General features: G+C 44.8%; 22 protein-coding genes and 1 riboswitch. Of the genes, 11 read left to right on the forward strand and 11 right to left on the reverse strand.

Features of this window, described 5'->3' with window-relative positions; genetic code table 11:
• Window positions 1-32: 32 nt before the first annotated feature.
• Both ACQ4XT_RS05950 and ACQ4XT_RS05955 read right to left on the reverse strand, forming a co-directional pair.
• Complete coding sequence (locus ACQ4XT_RS05950) at window positions 33-1,037, reverse strand: sensor histidine kinase (protein ID WP_446852858.1); 1,005 nt, start codon at window positions 1,035-1,037, stop codon at window positions 33-35.
• On the reverse strand, window positions 1,034-1,717 hold the full coding sequence (locus tag ACQ4XT_RS05955; RefSeq protein ID WP_446852859.1) for a response regulator transcription factor: 684 nt from the start codon (window positions 1,715-1,717) through the stop codon (window positions 1,034-1,036). Before ACQ4XT_RS05955 ends, ACQ4XT_RS05950 begins: the two co-directional genes overlap by 4 nt.
• A 190-nt stretch (window positions 1,718-1,907) precedes the next feature.
• Between ACQ4XT_RS05955 and ACQ4XT_RS05960 the strand changes: the two genes are divergently transcribed.
• Window positions 1,908-2,975: a branched-chain amino acid aminotransferase gene (locus ACQ4XT_RS05960; RefSeq protein ID WP_446852860.1), complete on the forward strand. Its 1,068-nt coding sequence runs from the start codon at window positions 1,908-1,910 to the stop codon at window positions 2,973-2,975.
• A gap of 36 nt (window positions 2,976-3,011) precedes the next feature.
• Here ACQ4XT_RS05960 and ACQ4XT_RS05965 read toward each other — a convergent pair whose 3' ends face one another.
• Window positions 3,012-3,197 carry a hypothetical protein gene (locus ACQ4XT_RS05965; RefSeq protein WP_446852861.1) on the reverse strand — a complete coding sequence of 62 codons (186 nt, stop codon included), beginning with the start codon at window positions 3,195-3,197 and terminating at the stop codon, window positions 3,012-3,014.
• Between the two features lie 163 nt (window positions 3,198-3,360).
• Between ACQ4XT_RS05965 and ACQ4XT_RS05970 the strand changes: the two genes are divergently transcribed.
• Window positions 3,361-4,017 carry a sigma factor-like helix-turn-helix DNA-binding protein gene (locus ACQ4XT_RS05970; RefSeq protein ID WP_446852862.1) on the forward strand — a complete coding sequence of 219 codons (657 nt, stop codon included), beginning with the start codon at window positions 3,361-3,363 and terminating at the stop codon, window positions 4,015-4,017.
• Between the two features lie 16 nt (window positions 4,018-4,033).
• A complete protein-coding gene (gene clpP, locus ACQ4XT_RS05975) occupies window positions 4,034-4,615 on the forward strand; it encodes an ATP-dependent Clp endopeptidase proteolytic subunit ClpP (protein ID WP_446855600.1) in 582 nt (193 codons plus the stop codon).
• Window positions 4,616-4,642: 27 nt separating this feature from the next.
• On the opposite strand, the gene dapA is transcribed toward clpP, so the two are convergent.
• Window positions 4,643-5,539 (reverse strand): 4-hydroxy-tetrahydrodipicolinate synthase, encoded by an 897-nt coding sequence (dapA, locus tag ACQ4XT_RS05980; RefSeq protein ID WP_446852863.1) that lies wholly within the window; start codon window positions 5,537-5,539, stop codon window positions 4,643-4,645.
• Between the two features lie 122 nt (window positions 5,540-5,661).
• Window positions 5,662-5,840: riboswitch (Lysine riboswitch) on the reverse strand.
• 882 nt (window positions 5,841-6,722) lie between these two features.
• Between dapA and ACQ4XT_RS05985 the strand changes: the two genes are divergently transcribed.
• From ACQ4XT_RS05985 to ACQ4XT_RS05995, 3 genes are all read left to right on the forward strand, one after another.
• Window positions 6,723-7,778 carry an MFS transporter gene (locus ACQ4XT_RS05985; protein ID WP_446852864.1) on the forward strand — a complete coding sequence of 352 codons (1,056 nt, stop codon included), beginning with the start codon at window positions 6,723-6,725 and terminating at the stop codon, window positions 7,776-7,778.
• A 26-nt stretch (window positions 7,779-7,804) separates the two neighbouring features.
• The gene (locus tag ACQ4XT_RS05990; protein ID WP_446852865.1) at window positions 7,805-7,981 is read left to right on the forward strand and encodes a hypothetical protein; all 177 of its coding nucleotides are present in this window, start codon (window positions 7,805-7,807) and stop codon (window positions 7,979-7,981) included.
• A gap of 144 nt (window positions 7,982-8,125) precedes the next feature.
• Window positions 8,126-9,757: a methyl-accepting chemotaxis protein gene (locus tag ACQ4XT_RS05995; RefSeq protein ID WP_446852866.1), complete on the forward strand. Its 1,632-nt coding sequence runs from the start codon at window positions 8,126-8,128 to the stop codon at window positions 9,755-9,757.
• Between the two features lie 169 nt (window positions 9,758-9,926).
• Here the strand turns inward: ACQ4XT_RS05995 and ACQ4XT_RS06000 are convergent, their stop codons facing one another.
• The 3 genes from ACQ4XT_RS06000 to desA form a co-directional block, all read right to left on the reverse strand.
• Entirely contained in the window at window positions 9,927-10,535 is a 609-nt protein-coding gene (locus ACQ4XT_RS06000) for a response regulator (RefSeq protein WP_446852867.1), read from the reverse strand.
• A gap of 2 nt (window positions 10,536-10,537) precedes the next feature.
• Window positions 10,538-11,668 (reverse strand): sensor histidine kinase, encoded by a 1,131-nt coding sequence (locus ACQ4XT_RS06005; protein WP_446852868.1) that lies wholly within the window; start codon window positions 11,666-11,668, stop codon window positions 10,538-10,540.
• Between the two features lie 67 nt (window positions 11,669-11,735).
• Window positions 11,736-12,785, reverse strand: coding sequence for a Delta(5) desaturase DesA (desA, locus tag ACQ4XT_RS06010; RefSeq protein WP_446855602.1), 1,050 nt, complete (start codon window positions 12,783-12,785; stop codon window positions 11,736-11,738).
• Between the two features lie 243 nt (window positions 12,786-13,028).
• Between desA and ACQ4XT_RS06015 the strand changes: the two genes are divergently transcribed.
• Window positions 13,029-13,463, forward strand: a complete 435-nt coding sequence (locus tag ACQ4XT_RS06015) for a universal stress protein (protein ID WP_446852869.1) — start codon at window positions 13,029-13,031, stop codon at window positions 13,461-13,463.
• 148 nt (window positions 13,464-13,611) lie between these two features.
• Here ACQ4XT_RS06015 and ACQ4XT_RS06020 read toward each other — a convergent pair whose 3' ends face one another.
• Window positions 13,612-14,310, reverse strand: a complete 699-nt coding sequence (locus ACQ4XT_RS06020; RefSeq protein ID WP_446852870.1) for a bacteriorhodopsin — start codon at window positions 14,308-14,310, stop codon at window positions 13,612-13,614.
• A 339-nt stretch (window positions 14,311-14,649) separates the two neighbouring features.
• Here ACQ4XT_RS06020 and ACQ4XT_RS06025 point away from each other — a divergent pair, with 339 nt between their 5' ends.
• The 3 genes from ACQ4XT_RS06025 to ACQ4XT_RS06035 all read left to right on the forward strand — a co-directional run bounded on the left by ACQ4XT_RS06025 (window position 14,650) and on the right by ACQ4XT_RS06035 (window position 18,660).
• Window positions 14,650-15,567 (forward strand): proline dehydrogenase family protein, encoded by a 918-nt coding sequence (locus ACQ4XT_RS06025; protein WP_446855604.1) that lies wholly within the window; start codon window positions 14,650-14,652, stop codon window positions 15,565-15,567.
• Window positions 15,568-15,599: 32 nt separating this feature from the next.
• Complete coding sequence (gene pruA, locus ACQ4XT_RS06030) at window positions 15,600-17,147, forward strand: L-glutamate gamma-semialdehyde dehydrogenase (RefSeq protein WP_446852871.1); 1,548 nt, start codon at window positions 15,600-15,602, stop codon at window positions 17,145-17,147.
• A 208-nt stretch (window positions 17,148-17,355) separates the two neighbouring features.
• The gene (locus ACQ4XT_RS06035; RefSeq protein ID WP_446852872.1) at window positions 17,356-18,660 is read left to right on the forward strand and encodes a PucR family transcriptional regulator; all 1,305 of its coding nucleotides are present in this window, start codon (window positions 17,356-17,358) and stop codon (window positions 18,658-18,660) included.
• 226 nt (window positions 18,661-18,886) lie between these two features.
• Here the strand turns inward: ACQ4XT_RS06035 and ACQ4XT_RS06040 are convergent, their stop codons facing one another.
• Entirely contained in the window at window positions 18,887-20,536 is a 1,650-nt protein-coding gene (locus ACQ4XT_RS06040; RefSeq protein WP_446852873.1) for an FAD-dependent oxidoreductase, read from the reverse strand.
• Between the two features lie 199 nt (window positions 20,537-20,735).
• Between ACQ4XT_RS06040 and ACQ4XT_RS06045 the strand changes: the two genes are divergently transcribed.
• Window positions 20,736-21,086 carry a YidH family protein gene (locus tag ACQ4XT_RS06045; RefSeq protein WP_446852874.1) on the forward strand — a complete coding sequence of 117 codons (351 nt, stop codon included), beginning with the start codon at window positions 20,736-20,738 and terminating at the stop codon, window positions 21,084-21,086.
• 62 nt (window positions 21,087-21,148) lie between these two features.
• On the opposite strand, the gene ACQ4XT_RS06050 is transcribed toward ACQ4XT_RS06045, so the two are convergent.
• Both ACQ4XT_RS06050 and ACQ4XT_RS06055 read right to left on the reverse strand, forming a co-directional pair.
• Complete coding sequence (locus ACQ4XT_RS06050; RefSeq protein ID WP_446852875.1) at window positions 21,149-22,546, reverse strand: MDR family MFS transporter; 1,398 nt, start codon at window positions 22,544-22,546, stop codon at window positions 21,149-21,151.
• A gap of 161 nt (window positions 22,547-22,707) precedes the next feature.
• On the reverse strand, window positions 22,708-24,102 hold the full coding sequence (locus ACQ4XT_RS06055) for a sodium/glutamate symporter (RefSeq protein WP_446852876.1): 1,395 nt from the start codon (window positions 24,100-24,102) through the stop codon (window positions 22,708-22,710).
• Between the last annotated feature and the right edge of the window lie 253 nt (window positions 24,103-24,355).

Below are 24,355 nucleotides of genomic sequence, written 5' to 3' on the forward strand. Positions count from 1 at the left end.
TAACAAAATGACGGAAGCATGTGACAGTTTCGTCACATGCTCCTAAGCTTCGTAAATTCATTCGGTTCCGGGAACAGGAGAATGAACGTCGACCCTCGTCCAAGTTCAGAGTGCACTTCGATGTCAATCTTCAACGCTTTCCGAATCCGGTCCGTCAAGTAGAGGCCCATGCCGGTAGCCGCCTGATCCTGGTGTGCTGAAGTTGAAGTGAACCCCTTTTCAAAAATGCGTGGAAGGTCCTTCGGATCGATCCCGCGTCCCTCATCCTTGATCATAAGCTTAACGAGGCCGGCTTCTTCCGTACTTGCGATTGTAATTTCCGATTCCTCACTGTACTTAATCGCATTCGTCATCAGCTGTCTGCATATGAATGCAAGCCATTTGGCATCTGTCAGCACTGTTTCAACGTGCAGATCAATATCAAAGCCGATCCCTTTTTGCATACACCATGACCGGAGCGATTTAATTTCATTGAATAACAGCGGTTCAAGCTCCACTTCTTCTATATAAAGGTCGTTTTCGATAAAAGGGATCCGCTTCTGATGCAGCTGTTGGTCAAGAAGCAGATGGATGCGCATCCACTCGAAGGTCAGCTGTGACTTCAGCTTATAGTCGTCGATCCGATCAATGATCAACCGCATCGCAGTCATCGGTGTCTTCACTTCGTGGATCCATGATAAAAGCTCGTCTTTTTCCTGTTCAAGCAGACTTTGGTTATAGGAAGCTTCCTGCTTCAACCGTTCCAACTGATCGCGCACATTTGCCTCAATAACCGACTCTAAAGGACTGTCCGCTTCAGGGAATGTCGTCAAATCGAGGTCGTTGTCCCGCTCTTCGAGTTCCGTATAAAATCGGGTTTCTTTACGGTAGCGGATGATAAGGAAAAAGATGAAGAGAATCCCTGATAACAGGATGTAGTAGAGCATGGAAGAAAGCGGCACCGTTTGGTCAACGAACGCAACGAACAAGGCAAGCAGCTGAAGGCTAATGACAAAAAGAATCCAGCTGGTTCGTTCGGCAAGGAATTTCCGGATCATGACTCGTCCCTCGCGACATATCCTTGCCCGACTTTCGTCTCAATGGCACCACCAAGCCCGAGGTCTGCAAGCTTTTTGCGCAGGCGGTTGACGTTGACCGTGAGCGTGTTATCACTGACGAATCGTTCGTCCTCCCATAAACGGTGGATGATTTCATCGCGACTGACGATCTTACTTTTTTTCTCAATCAGCTGCTTTAAGATGAGCATTTCATTTTTGGTGAGATCAACCGTTCCATCATCATTCGAGACCCGGTTCCGTTCGTAGTCTATGGTTGCACCAAGCCATGTTTTCAATTCATTTTGTTCCGTATTGTAATTATAAACCCGGCGCAGTATCGCCTGGATTTTCGCGATCAGCACATCAAAGTGGAACGGTTTTTGTACGAAGTCGTCGGCACCGAGGTTCATTGACATGACCATGTCTGTCGGGTGGTCCCTCGAGGACAGGAAGATGATCGGGACATTGGAATGTTCCCGGATCATCCGACACCAGTGAAAGCCATCAAACTTCGGAAGCTGAATGTCGATGATGACGAGATGAGGATCGACATCCGTGAATACATCCATCACACGGCTGAAGTCATCGATGCCATGAACTTCATATGACCATTGCGACAGACGTTCTTCCATCTCCTGAAAAAGCGTGCGATCATCCTCAATTAAGAGCAGTTTGAACAAAAGGGACACCACCTTTCCGTATTTTACCTTTTCTCAGTATAGCAAAAGTGTAGGTGTTCACGCATTTTATTACGAAAAAGCGGTGGTGTAGTAAAAATATTTTGACCATTCCGTCAAATCCTCTTTAAAAAAGGTGAGGATGAGCGTACAATGGATACTAATATTCAAAGACCACCATAGAAAAGGAGTCATGAAAATGTCATTGAACATCGTCGAAGCAACCCATAAAAAAGCCAAACCAGAAAGTGAAAAGATTCCTTTTGGACGCACCTTCACGGATCATATGTTTGTGATGGACTATGAAGAGGATAAAGGATGGCACGAACCGCGGATCGTTCCTTATGAACCGCTGACGCTCGATCCGGCTGCGATGATTTTTCATTATGGACAAACCGTTTTTGAAGGATTGAAAGCCTACCGCGCGGATGATGGACGCGTGCTTCTTTTCCGTCCTGAAAAAAACTTCGAGCGACTAAACTTGTCGAGTGACCGATTGAGCATACCGCCGGTCGATGAACAAGAAGTGCTCGGTTACTTGAAAGAATTGGTCCAACTCGAAAAAGACTGGGTGCCTTCTTTTGAAGGAACGTCCCTGTACATACGACCATTTATTATTGCGACAGAACCGAGCCTTGCGGTGGCTCCGTCGAAATCATATAAACTGATGATCATCTTATCACCAGTCGGTCCCTATTTTTCAGGCGGCATCAAACCGGTAACGATAAACGTAGAAGACAAATTTACTCGTGCTGTCAAAGGTGGAACAGGAATGGCGAAAACCGCCGGCAACTACTCTTCCGGATATCAGGCTCAAGCGAAAGCCGTAGAAGAAGGAAACAACGATGTCCTTTGGCTCGATGGCGTAGAAAAACGCTACATCGAAGAAGTCGGAAGCATGAATATCTTTTTCAAAATCGATGGGGAAATCGTGACTCCAGCCTTGAGTGGAAGCATTCTGCAGGGGATTACACGTACATCCATCCTTGAGCTTCTACGTAAATGGGAGGTTCCTGTGAATGAGCGCCGGATTTCAATTGATGAATTGTACCAGGCTTATGAAGACGGGAAGCTCGAGGAAGCCTTTGGAACAGGTACCGCAGCCGTCATTTCGCCTGTTGGTGAATTAAATTGGCTCGGCAAGAAGATGGTCATCAACGACCATGAAATCGGTGCCTTATCTCAAGAGCTTTATGATACGATTACGGGGATTCAACGGGGAAGAAAAGAAGATCGCTATGGTTGGACAGTCGAAGTATAAATGGGAAGCCTCAGGCGTATTCGTGCCTGAGGTTTTTTAATGCTCATTTGTTTTTTGATTTAAGAAATTTATCAGGGACATCAGGACAAAGTATAGAATGAAAACAATCGCAAGGCTCACAAACCAACTGAATGTTGAGTGGAGAAAAGGACTTAGCATGATGACGACGAGAAGAAAAAGAAACCGGGCGATGTCTTTCTTCTTTTTCTGTCGCTTGAACATGGTATCCCTCCTTTTTCTATCTTCTAACCGAATATCATACTCCTTAATCTTTTTTGAAACCGAAGGGGTTTAGACAATCAGCAGAGAATAAAAATAGAAATACCCATATCTTTTTCGTGGAGTTTTCCGTTATAGCTGTGAGAGGTCGAAAGGAGTGTGAAAAGTGGAACTGAATAGAAGGAATTCCGAGGGCAGGACTGGTCTTAAGGGGATAGAAAAGGACTATGATAAGCTTTTACGGTATTGCCTTTTCTTAACGCGCGATGGTTGGGACGGAAAAGATCTTGCTCAGGAGTCGGTGGCAAGGGCGTTTGAGCACTATGATGCTGATGAGATCAGACCGGCTCTTCTTAAAAAAATCGCCTACCATGTGTGGATGGATCAAAAACGCATGGAGAAAAAGGCCCCTTTGATGGAGAGAGCGGCTGATGACTTTGTAAAAAATGAAGAAACGGTGGATGAAACATTAATTCAACTTCTGTTAGAAAAATTGACGGTGAAGCAGATGCTTGCCTTTATTTTGAAGGAAGCTTTTCATTATAAAATTGCAGAGGTTGCAGAACTGCTTCACATGAAGGAAACAGGAGTCAAGGCGTTATTGAAGCGTTCGCGGGACAATCTGCACAGGTGTGCAGAAGTGGAGAGGCTTCATATCATGCGTACCCGCTCAGAGGACGATCTTCTTTACCAAACATTGATCAGAACGCTAACCATACAGGATCCATCGGTATTGATTGAAAAAATTCCTATCCTCCTCAAACCGGCTTCCAGAAATCAGCTCTCGGGATCACCTTTAAACGATCTCTCCTTAGCAGCATAAAAGGAGGAAAAATCCGATCAATACTATTCCTTATGTCATTGAACAGACAAACAGAGGGGAGAGGTCCTATGACATCTACTCCAGGCTTTTGAAAGACCGGATCGTTATGGTAAGTGAAGAAATCAATGACCATATGGCCAACAGCATCGTTGCCCAACTTTTATACCTGGCAGCGGATGACCCGGAAAAAGACATCTCCTTATATATCAACAGTCCAGGAGGGTCGACGACGGCGGGGTTTTCCATTCTGGATACGATGCAGTATATCCAGCCTGAAGTTAGAACGATCTGTACGGGAATGGCCGCTTCTTTTGGAGCCATGCTTTTGTTGGCAGGGACAAAAGGGAAGCGGTATGCGTTACCGAATAGTGAAATCATGATTCACCAGCCGCTTGGAGGAGCTCGCGGCCAGGCGGCTGACATAGAGATTTCAGCGAAACGAATCATCAAACTGAGGCAGCACATCAATGAAATCATCGCCGAACGGACCGGACAGCCTGTAGAAAAGGTGGCAGAAGATACCGATCGGGATTATTTTATGAGTGCGGAAGAAGCGAAGGAATACGGGATCATCGATGAGATTGTTCATAAAAAATGAAAAACCGCCCATGCCGGGCGGTTTTTCTTATGAAGCTTTGACCGCTTCTTTCGGTTGTACTTTTTCAAGTTCGCCAAGCACCTGCTTTTCTTCTTCCTCTGAAAGCGGCAGAAGGGGAAGTCTGACTCCGCCGACCTCCACACCTTTAGCATTCAGAGCCGCTTTCACGGGGGATGGGCTTGGTGCAGAGAAGATGGCATGCATAACAGGAACAAGCTTTTGGTGAAGGCGGGCAGCATAAGCAAAATCGCCTTCCCGGAAACTCTGGATCATCTGCTGCATTTCATTTCCGATCACATGGGAGGATACGGAGACGATTCCTGTACCTCCGATCGATACGAATGGCAGCGTATTGGAGTCCTCACCACTATACACAGAAAAATCATCGGACGTTTCACGAATGATTTCCGTCGCCGCATCAAGATCGCCGCTTGCTTCCTTGATGGAAACGATATTTTTGATTTGAGATAAGCGAATGACTGTCGCTGGCTCCATATTGATGACGCTTCTGCCTGGGATGTTGTAAAGCATCACGGGAAGCGATGTAGATTTGGCAATCGTAGAGAAGTGCTGGTAAAGGCCTTCTTGAGTTGGTTTATTGTAATAAGGGGTCACGAGCATGACGGCGTCGACGCCGACTTCCTCCGCTTTTTCTGTCAGCCGGATAGACGCTCTCGTGTTGTTGGATCCGGTACCTGCGATAACAGGAACTCTTCCGTCCACTTCTTCGACAACGAACCGGAAGAGCTCTACTTTCTCTTCTGTGGTCAATGTCGGTGATTCACCGGTCGTGCCTGCAATGACAAGGCCATCCGAACCGTTCTCAATCAAGTGGTTGACTAGCGCTCGTGTTGCATCAAAATCAATGTTTTCTTCACTGTCAAAAGGGGTCACCATCGCTGTTAATACTTGGCCGAAATTCATAACCTCACACACCTTTGTTTAGAATTTTGAATACGTTCGAGGTTGTGAGGGCTATGGCAGTCAAAATAAAAACGGCAACAACGAGGGCGTCGCTGCTGCCGTAGAAACTTTTAACCGTTCCTGCGTAAGATAGCCCTCCATATAGTTTCCTATATGACAGTCCTGTACTTGTTCAGCAGCAGAACCAGCATCAGGGATATGAGATCCCTTTCGCTTCGGCAATTTCCCCTTTCCACTTTCATCTCAGGAGCTCATTCTCCTCCGACAAGTGTACTCATGTCATTGCACCTCTATCCTTACTTCAAAATCATTTGAAATAAGAAAATATTTAGTTAGTTAAAGATTATCAAAAAAGTATCAAACTTACAAGTGGTAAGACAAGGGAACAAACAATTCGACAAAATCTCTGAGATTCATATCTTAAGCAATCTGCAAGGATTGTGGAAGACTTGATTTCAAGACTTTTGTGGGGTTTAGGGGCTCCGGGAAAAGGTTCGCTTTCCGTGGGCGAGTGATGAGCCTCCTCGAGCTAACGCTCTGCGGGGTCTCATCTACCACGCACTTCCCACAGGAGTCTCACCGTTTCCCTCCGCCCCTTGACCATATGAGGTTCTCGAAATCCCTCTTATAGTAACCTGCCTAGTTGTGTTGTGAAATCCTGCTTAATCTGCGGCGATATAGGATTCTTAACCATAAAAGCTCTTATTACTGGAAGATAGTTTCGGGAATCTCTTCCGGCAAGTGGGCGTAGGAGAATGGCGAGGCTCCTATCTTAAGTGTGCAGGCGCCTTGATTAGCGGCGTATGGACTGAGCTGGCGGAGATAAAGGAAACACGAAGAACAGAGTGATTCGATGTTGACTTATCGTACAGAAGCGAGGGAAGTCTCACTAGCCGCTAGGCTCCGGAACCGGATATTGAAGAGGAAAAAAGTGCAGGGTGAGACCACACAGGACGAAGTCGGAGGAGGCTCACCGCGCTCCCGCGGAAAGCGAGCTATTCCCCGCAGCCCCACCCACTCAACCAAAGTCTCGAAACTGAGTCTTCCAGAATAGGGAGCATTTTTGGAAGAGTTGTAGAAATCAGACCTGAGGCGGATGAAGATTCGTTCCCGGGAACATCGTGGATAGCATCAACCTTTTATACAATAGAATCAACCAAAAACAAACGAAGGTGTGATTCGAATGGCAGTCAATGAAATAGCGTTGCAACAGTCAGAAACAGAACCGAAAGAGATTCCATCCATATTCAGGAATCGAAACTTTTTGCTGCTTTGGGGAGCGGCACTCTTATCAAGCTTTGGCATTTCCTTTTTCCTTTTCTCACAAAGCTGGTACGTCGTTAATGTCCTAGGTTTAGAGGCTTCTCTTGGGATTCTTTATATCGCCGTCAGTATCCCGAGGGTACTTTTTATGATTATCAGTGGAACGGTTGCTGACCGCTTTGATAAAACGAAAATCATGTTTTTGTCTGATTTTATCCGTGGACTGCTCCTTATCGGTCTTGTCGTTTGGTTTATGTTTGGTGGGATTACGTTATGGACATTTGTGACGTTCGCCTTTTTCTTCGGTATTCTGGATGCCTTTTTCTGGGCGGCGGAAAGTGCCGTCATTCCTTCGATTATTCATAAAGATAATCTGACGAGAGGCAATTCGATTATCCAGATGACCAACCAGACATCGTTCATTCTCGCTCCTATGCTTGCCGGGGTCATCATTGCGTTTGGAAACTATGAAATCGTGTTTGCAACAACTGCAATTATGCTCGTTGTGGCGAGTGGTTTGATTTTCTGTATGCGTGTACCAAAAGTGAAAGAAGAGGCAGACGCACAAAAAAAGTTTTGGGATGATTTTAAGGAAGGTCTGCTTTATGTGAAAAACTCCCGTGTCATTTCGCTTGTCGTGTTGACGACGATTTTTATGAATCTCTTCTTAGTCGGACCTTTGACGATGGGGCTTCCGTTATTTGTGAAGACCATTTTAGAAGGGACGGCCATGGATTTTAGTTTTCTTGAAGCAGGTTTGGCTGTGGGGATGCTGCTTGGTTCAATCGTGGTGGGTGTATTGAACGTGAAAAAGAATCGAGGGCAAATTGGTATTCTGGCACTGGTGATTGCAGGGATGGCGTTTACAGGACTCAGCTTCACAACAGAACTTTGGATGAGTATTCTTTGTCTCGGGATCTCGGGTTCGCCTTATCAGGTTCTAATATTCCATTCATTGCCGCCATTCAGAGCTTGATAGAAGAGAAGATGCTCGGGCGGGTGATGGGACTCATCTCTCTGGCTTCGATGGGACTGATTCCCGTCAGTTATGCCTTAACATCCGGAGTTTTAGCTTTCGGCGTATCCATCCATCACATTATGGCGGTCGGTGCCATTTTAGTAACTTTGTATTCTGTGTTTATTTTCTTTAGGTTTAAAGAACTGAGAGAGATTGAATAAGTGAAAAAAAACGGGACCTGCGTAATAGGGCTTTAGGGAACGCTTGCTACTTCCGATAAAAAAAAGAAAGGAAAAATACGGAAGAGGAGCATTCTCATGAAAAGTCTTAAAAAAAGGATTTTGGTGTCTTTTTCGGTGGTTATCATGTTGACGATCATATTAAGCAGCTTCAATTTTTTTGCCACAAAATATACGAACGATCGCACAGAGGATATGGTGGACCATCAGCTTCCATTGCTTATTGCTGATGAAAAACTAGCCTTGAACTTATCTCAGCGAATTGCGCTGACGAGAGCCTATGTACTTTTTGAAGAGGAAAGTTATCGCGAACAGTTTAACGAATATACACGAGAAAGTGTGGAGATTCAAGAAGAGCTTTTGAGCATGTCCAATACCGAAGAAGCAGAACGTCTCGTGGAGCAAAGCAATCAATGGAGCCAAATGGTTCAAAACGAAGTCTTCAACCGTTTTGACAGGGGTAACGAGGAAACAGCTCTTCAAGCAATGGTAGAAAAAGTGACGCCTCTTGGCCAGGGAGTCATGGAGGGATTTGAGAACATGGCGTTGCAGCGTGAACAAATGATGGAGGAAGAAGGCCAAAACATCCTGCAAGCTGGAAATACAATGATGATTATCGGCAGTATCATTTCTATTTCTTCTATCATTATTGGTATTGTTTTTGCGCTTGTCATTGCAAACCGCATAACCAATCCGGTCAAGAAGGTAGTCGAGCGGATGAAACAGATTTCAGAGGGGGATATCAGCCAAGAACCAGTTCATGTGAAATCGAAAGATGAAATCGGGCAGCTAGCCGATGCAATAAACGACATGCAGCGTTCTTTAAATGAAGTGATCCAGTCAGTTTCTTTCACTTCTGATCGAGTCTCCGGTCAAAGCGAAGCATTGACTCATTCAGCTTATGAAGTGAGGGAGGGCAGTGAACAAATCGCGTCGACGATGCAGGAGTTGTCTTCAGGGGCAGAATCACAAGCGAATGGAGCTACCCATCTTTCTGATCACATGCGAACATTTGTTGAAAAAATTCAGGGAGCGAACACAAATGGTGAGTCTGTATCAGAAACATCGAAAGAAGTCCTTTCTATGACGGATCAAGGTCGGGAATCGATGCAGCGAGCGGTTGCACAAATGCATGCCATCGACCAAATCGTGAAGGAATCTACCAATAAAGTAAAAGGGTTGGATGTCCAATCCAAAGAAATTTCCAAGCTTGTGGGAGTCATTGAAGACATTGCTGGACAGACCAACTTGTTATCTTTGAATGCCGCTATTGAAGCTGCACGTGTTGGGGAGCATGGCAAAGGTTTCGCTGTCGTTGCAGATGAAGTAAGGAAGCTCGCCGAACAAGTCACAAATTCCGTCGGTGATATTACCGAAATAGTGGAAGGTATTCAAAAAGAAACCGGCAATGTTGTCAGTTCTCTTGAAGCTGGGAATCAAGAAGTGGATCAAGGCTCCATGCAGATGAAAGAAATGGGCGAAATGTTTGATGGAATCAATGGTTCCGTTTCAGAAATGGTCGCCAAAATCCAGAGCATCTCTACGCACTTAAAGGAAATTGCAGAAAACAGCATGCAGATGAATCACTCCATTGAAGAAATTGCTTCGATCACAGAAGAGTCTGCTGCAGGTGTTGAACAGGTGGCAGCCTCTGCCCAACAGTCGAACAGTTCGATGGAGGAAGTCTCCAGAACAGCTGAAGACTTAAATAACCTTGCTGAACAATTAAATGAACAAGTGCGCCGCTTTAAGCTGTAAATACAGAAACCTCGCTCATGAAATGGGCGAGGTTTTTCGCGTGCCTTTAGGATTGAAAAACTTGGTGAAGAGTTTTAAATGTCCTGAGTGGGAATGGGTTCTGAAGAACGCGACGTCTGGAAAAAGAGTGGTTCCCCACGTACCTCATTCTAGTTCGTGCTGAGGAGGGTTAGCGGGATTTTTTGTACCAGCCTTTTTCTTTAAATCTGGATATGGCTTCAATGCGGTTGCTGACTTCTAATTTTTCTAAAATGACAGAAATGTAGTTTCGAACGGTCCCTGGAGTGATGAACAGTTCTTGGGAAATGTCTTTGGTGTTTTTTCCATCAGCCATCAGTTGGATGACCTCGCGCTCACGTTCTGTTAAAGGGTTTTGCTGGGTGAATGCCAGGTCAACAAGTTCTGGGTCAAAGATGCGCTGCCCGTTGGTGATTTTCCGAATGGCAGTGGCGAGTTCTTCACTCGGACTGTCTTTCAACAAATAACCACTGACACCAGCGCGCCGGGCACGGTCGAAATATCCGGGGCGGGCGAAGGTGGTCAAAATGATCACCTTGCAAGGCTCTTCGTACAATTCTTCAGCGGCATCCAGACCATCCTTCACAGGCATCTCAATATCCATAATGCACACATCCGGCTTTAATTTTCTTACCAGTTCACAAGCTTCTTCACCGTTTTGAGCCTGGCCCACAACTTCCATGCCGTCCTCTAAATCGAGAAGAGCACCCAGTGCACCTAGGAGCATGCGCTGGTCTTCGGCAATGACGATCCGAATCATGCTTATTCCTCCTTTTCTTTGTTTTTGATGACATTCGGAACGTGAAATAGTAGAGTCGTTCCATTGTTTGATTCAATTTCAAGCTTGCCGTTCACAAATTCGAGGCGCTCACGCATGCCTTGTAATCCATTGCCGCGAAAGGGATCCAATGAGGTGGGGAGGCCTTTCCCATCATCTTCAACACCGATGAGAATTTCAGTCGGGTATTGTTCGATCGTCACACGGCAGGTGGTTGCTTCACTGTGTTTCACAATATTCGTCGCCGCTTCTTTTAAGCACATGCTGAGCACATTTTCAACAAGCAGGGGAGTATTGGTGACGTTCGGGTCTCCTTCGAATTGAAAGTCCATTTCTGCTGCTTCGATAATCTGCTGAACGCGGACGATTTCATCTTCGAGCTTCGTCCCTTTCATATTCGATACCATCTCCCTGACTTCCTTCAAAGCCGTCCGGGCTGTGTTACGGATATCCTCCACCTCTTTGCTGGCTTTTTCCGGTTGAGCCGTCATTAACTTGCGGGCGAGATCACTCTTCAGACCGATCATTGACAGCTTTTGCCCAAGCGTATCATGAAGATCACGCGCAATCCTTTCCCGCTCTTCAATGACCATCAGCTGCGAAATTCGTTCATTCGCATCTTCCAATTCCCCTTCCAGCTTTTGTTGCTGGTTCCGGTAGCGGACAGTAAAGGGAAGGAGAATGACCCCGATCACGGTAATGATGATGAAGGGGAGGTTCGGAAAAAGAGAATCAATTTGGTAAATGAATGTCGTCGTGATGGCAATCAACGTCGTCGTCAAATGGACAATATATAAAGCTAAAAAGCCACCAAGGTGTTTGATGTTACCAATAAAATAAGCGATGAAAAGAGCGAAATAAATGTATCCGAACAGAGCCGTCATGACGATACTGATGGCCATCTCCACACTGACCCATAAATAGACGAATCGGCTGTTGGATATAAACGACAACCGGTACGCGAGGAAGAAGATCAGCGTCATTAGAATGCCGAACAGCATTTCGTACATGGATGAAGAACGGAAAATGAAGAAAAAGGGCAACAGACAAAAAATGATCCAGACGTAAATGCTGAGACCTGTATTTTTCGGAATGATTTGATACCAGTTCTGCATGCGGATGCACCTCCTTTTTCTTAGCATAAAGGAAAAGCCCATTCGAGGGAATGGACTTTCAACTTCTTTATTCATCCTGGAAGCTTGGGTGCCTTTGGTCGATCATGGCTACGCGCTTCTTTTTCAGGAGTGGTTTCACTTCCTTGAAGGATACGAATGTTTTATTTTCTGTATCATAGAGCCGGAATCGTATTGATTCAAGGCTTGTGGCCAGTGTAATTGTCGTCGCGTGTTTCAAAGGGGGTGTCTTTTCGTGCGCTTCTTCCAACGCATAGTTCGGAACCCTTGGGGCTAGATGGTGAACATGGTGGAAGCCAATGTTGCCGGATACCCACTGAAGCACTTTAGGAAGCTTGTAATACGAGCTTCCATCGACGGCTGCTTTCACAAAATCCCATTCCGACTCGTCTTCAAAGTAAGAATCTTCGAATTGGTGTTGGACATAAAACAACCAGATGCCCAGGACCCCTGAAACGTACAGGACGGGGGTTTGGATGATTAAGAATGCTTCCCAGCCGATCGCCCAGATAATCAAGCTGTAGATGGCGAGAACAGCAATATTTGTCACATACGTATTGATGCGCTCTTTCTTTTTGGCGCCTTTCCGATTGAAACGGTTGGAGACAAGGAACAAGTAAAGCGGTCCGAAGCCAAACATGACAATTGGGTTACGGTAAAGGCGGTAGGCGAGTCTTTCTTTCCACGATGCTTCTATATACTCGTCCACGGTCATGACCCAAATGTCGCCAGTGCCGCGTTTATCTAAGTTTCCGCTTGTTGCATGGTGAATCGAATGGCTTCGTTTCCACTTATCGAAAGGAAACAACGTTAGAATGCCTGTAATCGTCCCGATGATGCGGTTGGCCTTTTGGCTTTTCAAGAACGACTGGTGTGTACAATCGTGAAAGATGATGAAAAGACGGATGACGAATCCACCGGCAATCATAGCGACAGGAACAGCAAGCCATACAGAGACGGACAGGCATGCATAGGCCAATACCCATAATAAAACAAATGGAATAATCGTATTGATCAACTGGCGGATGCCCGCTTTTGTATCAGGTTTCGCAAAGGCTGAAACGCTTTTCTTCAGCTCTCGTTGTTTATCCTTGTTCATAATAACGACTCCTTCATATTTCTTCATGTTACTTATGATAGGAAAAACCCCTCCATTTTATAAGACACAAACGTCAGGACATATACATGACACTTGTCATGGGTGTTTGTCTATTGTTAGGAGATAAAAGGGGGAATTAAGGAAAAAGCTATTAGTATAAAGAAGAGGAGGTCATTAAGATAACGCTTACAATGTGATATAATGGAAGTGTAAATTGATACTCTATTATTGGAGGGTTACCCTATGACCAAACGAATTCTCGTGGCGTACGATGGGAGTGACTTAAGTAGAGAAGCAGTATGGGAAGCAGGGAATCAGGCGTGTGAAACATCTAATAGAGAAATTCATATCGTATCTGTCGTTAAAACCACAGGTCCAGCAACAAACGCTGCAGTCTACCATAGTATAGGGGACGAAATGGCAGAGAAGCTGCGTTCAGAAATGGATGAACTGAAAGAGGAAGTGGCTTCACCCGACGTGGGTGTCATTACAGAAGTCATCGTTAGTGAGGTACAGGAAAACCCTGGTATTGGTATTTGTAAATATGCGGAAGAGCAAGCAGTGGACTTGATCATCGTCGGGAATCGCGGCCTCGGAAAAGTGAAAAAAATGTTATTGGGAAGTGTCAGCAATAACATCGTCCAGCATGCCACCTGCCCCGTATTAGTTATGAAATAAAGGAAAAAGAAAGCTTGAAGGGAGTCCTTCAAGCTTTTTTTTATGGTCATAAAGAAATGGTGGATATATTCTCGAATCATCCATAATGTGGGTGAACAATATAGGTGACCAGGTCATACATATATTTCCAAATAAAGCGACTGATGAATCAATCATCAACACCTGAGAGCTGCAGCCTTCTAAGTCCTCCTACGTCGAGAAGACTAAATCCAACCTTGGATAGGATGGGGAGGATGATGAATGCTGTGATCTCTGTCGCTTGCTGTGTCCACCCGACTCCGGAAGGGCCCATGATCCAGGCTGTCGGGTAACAGACCCAGAAGACAGTCAAGTAAGCGGCGGTTCGCTGGTAATGTTTTTTCAGCTCAGTTCCACCTTTGGCTGCAATCTTCCTTAACGGATACCAAACAATATAAAGGATGATGACTAGAGCAATTACACCGAGAACATACCAGATATATTTGATGGTCTCGGAGGAGAAGTCGGCAATCAAACCAGTCAAAATCATAAATACGTCAGCTGCTACTAAAGCTGCGATTAAGGCTTTGTCTTTTTTCTTCTCATAAAACATGGCGGTCAAAGCCAGTGCGAGCAATAGGAGGGGCGTCGTTACCACCCAGTCTAAGTAACGGGCAAAGTACACGGTTTTGTCAGGCTGTTCCAGCAATCCTTGTCCTAAGGCAATGGATAAGTAAGCAGCTCCCGACCATGAAGGAATAATAATCGCAATCACATACTCATACTTCGGAACACCCCGCGGATTACGGCTTAAATATAGAAACGTCAAAGCCCCGGCCAACATGACAAACGTATAAATCCAATGCAGCGAAACAATATAATCACTCATCGTGTCACCTCAATCTTCTATCTCATTACCTCTCATTCTAGTCAAAAATACGAAAGACTAGACATTTACATATTCTGGTGTACCAGGTTTTACATAATTTCCCACACACTCACATTAAAGGCTCTTGTCTTCCCGCTGAGGTCTTTTTATAAACGGGGGTTGGCCGCTTTTGTGTTTAAACTATAAAACTAGGGGCTTATCTTTGTGTTTGCTACACGTTGCTGAATGTAAGCGCTATTCGTTACAATTTTCTTAACAGTTCAAACATTATTACTTCCATTCCACCTAACGAGCCCACTTGGTGAATCAATAGGAGAATGATGAAAGGGTGTGGTGATCTTGGAAGCCATCAGTAAGAACTTTTTCTTATACCTTTCCAACAATAAGTTGTTAGATCGCTTTGCTAAGCGCTTTGGCAGTAAATTTGGGGCTGACAAGATAGTAGGGGGAGAGACGTTCTCCCAGGCAATTCCATTAATACAGCAATTGAACCATGAGGGTTTGGTCGTTACGGTTGACCATTTAGGAGAGTTTGTAGACTGTGAGGAAGAATCCAGAGACCGCGCAGGTGAATGCATCCGTTGTATTCAACAGATTGCGAGTAACCAGCTGCAGTCGGAAGTATCTCTGAAACTGACGTCGCTTGGACTGGACATCAGTCACGAGCTGGTTATGGAGAATATGGAACTTATTTTGAAAGAAGCCCAAAAGCATGACATTACGGTCACCATTGATATGGAAGACTCGTCACGGTGCGGGGCTACCTTAGATATTTATCATGAATTGAAAAAGGACTACCCGAATCTGGGTACGGTCGTTCAGTCTTATCTTTATCGAACTGATGAGGATCTTGATCGTCTGAACGATTGTCAACCTTACTTGCGTCTTGTAAAAGGGGCTTATAAGGAGTCAGGGAAAGTCGCTTTTCCTGAGAAGCATCTCGTTGACGATAACCTGAAGCATCTGATTAAGAAAAACTTGTTGAACGGCAACTATACAGCCATTGCAAGCCATGATGATGCGATCGTCGATTACACGAAAAAACTAGTGCAGGAACACAACATTCCAAAAGACCGTTTTGAATTCCAAATGCTGTACGGGATGAGGAATCAAATGCAGAAAGATCTTCTAGAAGAAGGTTACAAAGTGAGAGTGTATCTTCCTTATGGAGAAGACTGGTACGGGTACTTTATGAGAAGACTCGCCGAAAGACCAGCGAACATCGCCTTTGCATTAAAAGGTGTTTTCAGTAAATAAAACTTCTACACATTAGAAAGGGGAATTTTATCATGGTCCAGCCTTATAAACACGAACCATTCACAGACTTTACAATTGAAGAAAACAAGAAAGCTTTCGAGGAAGCATTGAAGCAAGTGAAAGAAGAATTAGGGCAGCATCATGATCTTCTCATTGATGGCGATCGCATTCGCACAGACAATACGATTACTTCTACAAACCCTGCGGACACGAAACAGGTGGTAGGTACTGTATCAAAAGCGAATGAAGACTTAGCTGAAAAGGCTGTCCAGTCAGCAGCGACTGCTTTTGAAGACTGGAGAAAATGGGATCCGCGTGCTCGCGCTGAGTTATTGTTCCGTGCGGCTCACATCATCCGTCGTCGTAAGCATGAATTTTCCGCTTATCTTGTGTATGAAGTAGGAAAGCCTTGGAAAGAAGCTGATGCTGATACGGCAGAAGCGATCGACTTCCTTGAGTATTACGGGCGTCAAATGATCGAATTGAAGGAAGGCAAGCCAGTTGAAAGCCGCCCTGGTGAGCAAAACCGTTACATCTATACATCTACTGGGGTTGCGGTTGTTATCCCGCCTTGGAACCTTGCATTTGCCATCATGGCAGGTACAACGGTCGCTCCACTTGTCACAGGAAGCACGGTCGTCATGAAGCCGGCAAGTAACAGCCCTGTCATTGCCGCGAAATTCGTAGAAGTGCTTGAAGAAGCAGGTCTACCAAAAGGTGTCTTGAACTTCGTGCCAGGAAGCGGTGGCGAAGTCGGTGACTATCTTGTGGATCACCCGAAAACGGCCCTGATTTCCTTTACAGGTTCCCGTGATATCGGAACACGCATCATCAAGCGTGCAGCAGAAATTCAAGAAGGTCAGAATCACCTGAAACAAGTGATCGCTGAAATGGGCGGTAAGGACACCGTTGTCGTCGATAAGGAAGCGAATATCGAAACAGCGGTCGATGCCATCGTCGTTTCCGCATTTGGATTCTCTGGTCAAAAATGTTCTTCCGGTTCCCGCGCCGTCGTTCACGAAGATGTGTATGACGAAGTGTTGGAAAAAGTAAAAGAACGTGCCGAGCAGCTGACCGTCGGAAATGCATCTGAAGAGAACGTCTACATGGGTCCAGTCGTTGACCAGGGAGCTTATGATAAGATCATGAGCTACATGGAGATCGGTAAACAAGAAGGACGTCTCGTTACAGGCGGTAAAGGGGACGACTCGAAAGGGTACTTCATCGAGCCAACGGTCTTTGCGGATCTTGCACCAGATTCCCGTATGCAGCAGGAAGAAATTTTTGGACCTGTGGTCTGCTTCACAAAAGCGAAGAATTTTGATGAAGCGATCGACATTGCCAATAACACAGAATATGGACTGACAGGTGCGGTCATCTCTGATAACCGTGAACACCTGGAAAAAGCAAAATACGATTTCCACGTAGGAAACTTGTATTTCAACCGTAACTGTACAGGAGCTATTGTAGGTTATCAGCCATTCGGCGGTTTCAAGATGAGTGGAACAGACTCCAAAGCTGGCGGACCTGACTACCTTGCTCTACACATGCAAGCGAAGACGATCTCTGAAATGTTTTAAAAAAGCCTAAGGCTCTCCCAAACTTGGGAGAGCTTTTTTCATAGAATAACATCGTTCTGTTTCCCGTAAATTGCTTGGCGGGAGCAGGAAAGCGAATGATCAACTATTACTTAATTGATGAAGGAACAGCATGAGAGTTATTCAAGATGCCTTAGATATATTTCTTTTTCTTTCCATCCACAACCGATATAATGGAGGGTAACGATACATGACATTCAACCTACTCGGAAAGGTCAGGATTCCTATGGAAGTCAAAGAATTGATCCTTCAGGCAGAAGATATTCATAAAGCGACAGAGCTGATCAGTTCGAAGTTGAAGAAGCCTGTCATTATTGAAAATAAAAATTTCGAATTGATTGCCTATAGTTCGGCGTTTGATGATTTCGATCAGACTCAGCAGAAAACGATTCTTTCGAAGAAATGTCCGATCTTTATTATTGATCGCTTAAAGAAAGAAGGAATCGTCACTCGTTTGGAAAAACAGTCAGACCCTATTCGTGTCCATCCCATGGAGGACCTTGGGTTTCAGCAGCGTGTTGTCATTGCCGCAAAACATCTTGGCCATACACTGGGGTACGTCTGGGTTCAGGAATCGGAGCAATCCTTGAATACAGAAGAACTGGAATTCTTAGAGGAAATCACCGGCCATCTCGGGAAGTTGATCTATGATCAGTTCATGAAAGAAAATGCCAAAGAAGGCCGTAAAGAGGAGCTTCTCTGGCAGTTGCTTCATCATGAATACGCCAGTGAAAGTCAGTTTCGTCATGATGCTTCTCTTGCTCAACTTAAGGTCCCGGATCGATTTTCAATCGTTGTTTTTTCAGTGACTGCTCCTCAGTACAAGTCGATGCTGGATGATTTGGAAAACACGGTGAACCGTTTCCGAACGAACCGCCACCTTTATTACTTGAAAACCGAATTCCAGTTGATTTTGTTCATTGAAGGGAAAGAATCCGACCGCTTTTCCTCAAGAAATATCGCCCGTGACCTTATTGATGTCGTCAAAGTGGAGACAGGAGAGGAAGATTTCTATCATTTCCTCATTGGTGTCGGGAAAGAATACACAAAAATCTATTATATGCGAAAAAGCTTTCTTGAAGCGTTGGAAGTTATTGAAACCGCAAACTTCATCGGCCCGCGTCCTGAAACGATGCCGCGCGAGTTTTCCAAACTCGGCCTGTACCGCTACTTAGCGGCATTGTACGAAAAAAACAGTTCAGAGGATTACTACAGTGAAGACTTGCTGACGTTGATTAAAAATGACACGACGAAGCAGACGGAACTTCTCTTCACATTAGAAGCGTACCTTGCGAACAACGGGAAAGGAAAGCAGACGGCGAATGAACTGTTCATCCATCCCAATACGCTGAATTACCGAATCAAACAAATCCAGGAGCTCACGAACATCGATTTCTCTGATTTCAATATGAAGGCCTATTTATATACCGAGTTGTTGTTACTGAATAACGTAGATAGCTATTATGAACGATACGAAACAGCGTTAAAAAAATAAATGATTTGTGTACCTGATGGGATGGTATCCGTAGGTTTTGTACTGCTGATCGTTTGTGCATTTCTCGTCAATTCATAATACAGGTTTCCCGTTGAGAAAAGAAGAAATGGAGCGCTCTTTTTGGGGGGCGTACCTGTAAGCATTTTCTTGTAACAGAGACTGACCACCCGTAGTAACGAAAACAGCTAAAAAAGGAGGGGGCATTCATCATGTCCCCTCCTTTTTCTTATGCCTGAACGGCGCTTGCGTAAGTTTTGTAACCACCACTTAAATTCTTGACTTGATACCCGCTGTGAGTAAGGATCCTTGTCGCCAGATACCCTCTTAAACCGACTTGGCAGTGCACATAAACAGGACGGTCAATGGGCAGTTCATTCAATCGGTCCCGTAATTCTCCTAAAGGAATATTAATGGACCCTTCAATGGCTCCGTTTTCCCGCTCTTTCGGTTCTCTGACATCTACAATGATTTCCCCTTTTGCAACAAGGTCAGCTACTTCATGGTAGTGAAAAACGGATACTTCACCATCCATCACATTTGAAGCTACGTAACCTGCCATGTTCACAGGATCTTTAGCTGATGAATACGGAGGGGCATAGGCCAACTCCAAATCTGCCAAATCGGTTACTTTTAAGTTTCCTTTGATGGCTGTTGCAATCACATCAATTCTTTTCTCTACTCCTTTATTGCCGACACCTTGAGCCCCTAGTATGCTTCCTGTGCTCGGATCGAACAGCAACTTTAAGGATACCGGGCTTCCGCCAGGGTAATAGGACGCGTTTGACGCCGGATGTATATGAATCGCTTCATATTCTTTTTGAAGACTCTTCAGAAGTTTTTCGTTATTCCCGGTTGTTGCAACCGTAAGATCGAAAATTTTTGCTACAGACGTTCCCAATGTACCTGAATAGACGGCTGGTTGACCGTGGATGTGATCGGCAACCAAACGTCCTTGCCGGTTGGCCGGCCAGGCAAGCGGAATCATTGCAGGAGTTTGCTGAATATAATCTTTGACTTCAATGGCATCACCGATCGCATAAATGTTTTCATCCTTCGTTTGAAGGTGTTCATTTACGAGGATGCCGCCACGGGATCCAATATCGAGATCAGCTCTTTTTGCAAGGACGTTTTCAGGTTGGACACCAATAGATAAGATCGTTAAGTCGCTCGCAATGGAACGGCCGCTCTGTAAAAGGATCTTTTTCCCATGGTCTTCAAAAGCTTTTACCCCGTCATTAAAGATCAAGTGAACCCCGTTGTTTTTCAGCTCTTTATTCACCATGGATGCCATTTCGTAATCGAGCGGAGCCATCACCTGGCTGCCAAGTTCGACAATCGTCACCTTTACGCCACGATGAACCAGGTTTTCGGCCATTTCCAAACCAATAAATCCTCCACCTATAATGACAGCATGCTCAGGTGCTTGATCGTCCACCCACGCCTTAATTTTATCCGTATCCGGGACTGTACGTAGAGTGAATAGATTTTCAGCTTCTTTTATACCTTTGAAAGGTGGAACAATAGGCTTTGCTCCAGGGGATAAGATGAGTGTATCGTACGTTTCCTCATAGGTTTCACTCGTATCCACTTTTCTAATGGTGAGCGTTTTTCTTTCCCGGTCTATTTCTGTGGCTTCACTAAGGTTACGAATATCTAGATTGAATTTTTTTGACATTCCTTCAACGGTTTGGACAAGGAGCCGGTCCCGATCGGTGATCACTTCTCCAATATAGTAAGGCAAACCACAGTTTGCGAAAGAAATGTAAGGTCCTTTTTCAATCAAGATGATTTCATTTTCTTCACTCAGGCGTCTTAGTCTGGCTGCAGCCGTTGCACCTCCGGCTACACCGCCCACGATAATTATTTTTTTAGCCAACGTCATCCTCCCCTTCTCCCCTTAATGTGAAATAATTCACATTAAGTCTTATTTATAGTTTACTCTGTGTTCCTATAAAATACAATATACCCCGGTGTGTATATTTTGTGACATTCTTTCTCTACTAAAAAGGCGATCCGTGCATGAGGGGCTTCTGACGATGTAAGATAAAGATAGTGGAAAAAGGAGATGGTGGTTAATGGTAGATGAAAGAAAACTCATTCAGCAGCATTTAGCCAATGAACGGACATATTTAGCTTGGATTCGGACGAGTATCGCCCTCGTCGGGATTGGGTTTTTAGCTACAACGGTTCATATTTCAGCTCTTCCGACGGCAGGGGATTTAGCGAACAATCTGGCAATGCTCGTCAGCATATCCTCCTTGTTTCTTGGCGTAATGACGATTATTGGTGCAACCGTGAATTATTATCATACGCGGAAGAATATCAATGAGAACCGCTTTGTATCTTCCCACCGGATTATTGTCTATATGACCTCTGTGGCCTTTTTGCTGTTTATGTTGGTGACGACGTATTTATTTTTCGTATAATTCCTTTGAGTAAAGAAAAAGCCTCGCTGTCTCGTCAGCGAGGCTTTCCTTGTGTGAAAATTTTAAGCGTTACTTAATTCACCTTCATCCGGACGGGATTTTTTAATGAAAAATGCCATGATAAAACCGGCAACAGCAAAGATCCCCGCAACAATAAAGGAAACGTTCACTCCATGAATCAAACCTGTCACACCTTCAGAAGGAATCGTTTGGCTCGTCATCACAGAAACAAGCATAGCCGTACCGACGGCCCCGGAAACTTGACGCATGGTATTGTTCATGGCCGTTCCGTGTGGCATTAAATGCTGTGGCAGCTGGTTAAGTCCTGCTGTAGTCACAGGCATCATTACCATAGCAATCCCGAACATACGGACACAATTGACGAGAGCCAAATATAGGAAGGTCGTCGATGGATTGAGGTTCGTAAACAGGAATGTCGAAACTGTGAGAAGTCCGAGCCCAATGATCGCAAGCCACCGCGCACCGAATTTATCAAACAGACGGCCGGTGATCGGGTTCATGATGCCCATTAACAATGCTCCTGGCAATAGCATCAGGCCTGACTCGAAGGCTGTAAATCCAAGCATGTCCTGCATGAGAATTGGTAAAATAACCGCCCCACCGATCATGGAGATAAAAACAATCATCCCAAGCGCGGTCGTCAGGGTGAAGGTTTTATATTTAAAAATACGAAATTCCAAAATTGGTTTTTCCAATTTCATTTGGCGGGTGATGAAAAGTGTTAACGTAATCGCTCCGACAGCTAGAGAAATGAGCACCTCTTGACTTAAGAAACTGGCACTACCGGCAACACTAAATCCGTATAAAATTCCGCCAAAACCAAACGTAGATAGGATAATGGATATCGGATCCACTTTAGGGAACGTCTGCTTCGTTACATTTTTCAAAATGAAGTAAGCAACGATCAAGTCGGCAATCGCGATTGGCAAAATAACGAAGAAAAGGCTTCTCCATGGGAACTGCTCGACGAGCCAGCCTGATAATGTCGGGCCGATGGCCGGTGCAAAAGCAATGACGAGACCGAACATCCCCATCGCTGATCCTCTTTTTTCGATAGGGAAAACGAGGAACATAATCGTCTGCATTAATGGAAGAATAATACCGGCACCAGAGGCCTGCAACACTCTTCCTGCCAAAAGAATCGAAAAATCAGGGGCAATTCCGCAGACAAGTGTTCCGACAGCGAATAATCCAACGGCTGTCATGAACAATCCTCTTGTAGAAAAACGTTCAATTAAAAAAGCTGTAATAGGGATCATGATTCCGTTCACTAACATAAAGATCGATTGCAGCCATTGTGCTGTATTTGCGTCTAAATTCAAATCTGCCATTATGTGAGGCAGGGCCGTAGCTAACAGGGTTTGATTTAATATCGCTACAAAGGCGCCTGATATGAGCACAATCATCAAAGGGATACGGTTAATTTCTTGAGATGACATGATTTAACCTTCTTTCTAAAATACTTAGGCAACTAATGAAATATCATACCATAAGTCAGACTATTTGTTCAGTATCCTGCATATATTTCCTGTTGAAAAATTAGGTATCTAAGATTATTGAGACGAAAAACAACGCCTGCAATGCGCAGACGTTGTTTTGTTTAAGCTGCTTTTTGTTTTCCGAAGTAAAATAGTCCAAAAAAGATACCAATTGCTGTCATAGCGACGGCTACGATCAGCGTCGGCCATGGACCGAATTGCGCAATGAACGGAACGGATAAGGCTGTTACAAACCCTCCACCTAAGAAAGGTTCATAAAACAGTTGTTTGTATCCGAATGCTTCAAAAGCGGGGGATTCATTGTCAGGATCGACAACGCGCATCAGAAGCAACCCTGTTGCGGTGACACCCATTGATTGTCCAAAGTCTCCGATTCCCCGTTCAAACCAGTACTGCGGAATCATTCGAGGAGCAAGCACGAGGAATCCGAATAAGTTCCAAGCGATTCCGGCAGACGCTAGAATCACAAATGGGACGAGGTATTCGCCGATGACATCCAGCGATACCGTAGAAATCGCCGACAGAATAAGGATATCAAGCGCAAGTCCCTGGATTCTGTTGATCATTCTCCGGTCAACAAGATTGTACTTGTCCTTTTTGCTGAAAAAGATTTGAAGAGCGATTCCGCCGATCATCGCGAGCGGGAATAATGGAATATAGCTCATAAAATCAGATCCGATGGTGATAGACTCGAGACCAATCAACCCTTGCAACAATAACCAGCCAATCAGAATAGCGATGAAAACGATAGATAGATGGAAGGATAACGGTTCGATTGATTCCGGGCGTAAGGTCATTTTTCCCGCTGGTTCACGGTTTTGATACTCCATAACTCCACGTTTTCTTAAATCAGAAAAGTCTTCCACGTCTTCAATAACTTTCGTCTTCTTATTACGTACACCCCAGTTGATGAGGATAATCCCGAAAATGACTCCGGATAATACACCGATCGTCGCAAGGCCGATGGCTAAATCGAAAGCTTCTGAAAAACCAAGCTCTTCAAAAGTACTTGCCATTCCTGCAGCCGTCCCGTGGCCACCCTCAAAAGCAACCTCAATCAAAGCACCTGACATAGCAGGGAGATCAAAGAAAGGAACTAAGATGAGCACGGCCAGTGTAATCCCGACTACATACTGCCCCCAGCCGACAGACCATCCAAGCGCCAGCTGCGGACCCGCGTAATACCAAATATCTTTTAATTTTGGTATGGAAGCTCCAAGGAAAAGAGCAGCAAATACCACATTAATCATGAGACCGGGAAGGGCGGACCAAACTTCCATAATGGATTCAGTCATGATTCCGTTTGAGAAGAAGCTGTCTTCCGGCATAAACTTTCCGAGCACCTGAGGACCTAGGAAGAGTGCGATAAACCCTCCGATAATGGATGAGGGTAAGAATAAGTTTTGTAGTAATGTCCATTTGACCCGGATAATTTTACCGATCAAAAGGAAGACACCGATATATAGAAGTGCGAAGCCTATTTCATTCGGAGTCATATGTTCACCTCTTTCTTAAAAGGGGATGTTAACCCAATTGTGTAGTTTTAATATTTACTCACTTTCCCTGGTATTTGTTTTTTTGAAACTACATTTTTCAAAAATCTTTAATGATTTTTTTATTACCTTTCCTTCTTCAACAAAAGCTCCCTGTTCTGGAGGACTCAGTTTCGAGATGTGTTTGTGTTTAGGGGCTCCGGAAAGCGAGCTATTGCCTGCAGCCTCATCCACTTAACTAAAGTCACGAAATCAA

It is taken from the genome of Halobacillus sp. 12SKB (genome assembly GCF_052941655.1).

What these genes read in the sequence shown, in the direction of transcription:
- ACQ4XT_RS06055 (WP_446852876.1), bottom strand. Translation starts at nt 24,102, where the DNA reads ATGACTCCGAATGAAATAGGCTTCGCACTTCTATATATCGGTGTCTTC.
- desA (WP_446855602.1), bottom strand. Translation starts at nt 12,785, where the DNA reads ATGAACAAGGATAAACAACGAGAGCTGAAGAAAAGCGTTTCAGCCTTT.
- pruA (WP_446852871.1), top strand. Translation starts at nt 15,600, where the DNA reads ATGGTCCAGCCTTATAAACACGAACCATTCACAGACTTTACAATTGAA.
- ACQ4XT_RS06035 (WP_446852872.1), top strand. Translation starts at nt 17,356, where the DNA reads ATGACATTCAACCTACTCGGAAAGGTCAGGATTCCTATGGAAGTCAAA.
- ACQ4XT_RS05985 (WP_446852864.1), top strand. Translation starts at nt 6,723, where the DNA reads ATGGCAGTCAATGAAATAGCGTTGCAACAGTCAGAAACAGAACCGAAA.
- ACQ4XT_RS05950 (WP_446852858.1), bottom strand. Translation starts at nt 1,037, where the DNA reads ATGATCCGGAAATTCCTTGCCGAACGAACCAGCTGGATTCTTTTTGTC.
- ACQ4XT_RS06050 (WP_446852875.1), bottom strand. Translation starts at nt 22,546, where the DNA reads ATGTCATCTCAAGAAATTAACCGTATCCCTTTGATGATTGTGCTCATA.
- ACQ4XT_RS06005 (WP_446852868.1), bottom strand. Translation starts at nt 11,668, where the DNA reads ATGCAGAACTGGTATCAAATCATTCCGAAAAATACAGGTCTCAGCATT.
- ACQ4XT_RS06045 (WP_446852874.1), top strand. Translation starts at nt 20,736, where the DNA reads ATGGTAGATGAAAGAAAACTCATTCAGCAGCATTTAGCCAATGAACGG.
- ACQ4XT_RS06000 (WP_446852867.1), bottom strand. Translation starts at nt 10,535, where the DNA reads ATGATTCGGATCGTCATTGCCGAAGACCAGCGCATGCTCCTAGGTGCA.
- ACQ4XT_RS05965 (WP_446852861.1), bottom strand. Translation starts at nt 3,197, where the DNA reads ATGTTCAAGCGACAGAAAAAGAAGAAAGACATCGCCCGGTTTCTTTTT.
- ACQ4XT_RS06020 (WP_446852870.1), bottom strand. Translation starts at nt 14,310, where the DNA reads ATGAGTGATTATATTGTTTCGCTGCATTGGATTTATACGTTTGTCATG.
- ACQ4XT_RS06015 (WP_446852869.1), top strand. Translation starts at nt 13,029, where the DNA reads ATGACCAAACGAATTCTCGTGGCGTACGATGGGAGTGACTTAAGTAGA.
- ACQ4XT_RS05995 (WP_446852866.1), top strand. Translation starts at nt 8,126, where the DNA reads ATGTTGACGATCATATTAAGCAGCTTCAATTTTTTTGCCACAAAATAT.
- ACQ4XT_RS05960 (WP_446852860.1), top strand. Translation starts at nt 1,908, where the DNA reads ATGAAAATGTCATTGAACATCGTCGAAGCAACCCATAAAAAAGCCAAA.
- dapA (WP_446852863.1), bottom strand. Translation starts at nt 5,539, where the DNA reads ATGAATTTCGGCCAAGTATTAACAGCGATGGTGACCCCTTTTGACAGT.
- ACQ4XT_RS05990 (WP_446852865.1), top strand. Translation starts at nt 7,805, where the DNA reads ATGGGACTCATCTCTCTGGCTTCGATGGGACTGATTCCCGTCAGTTAT.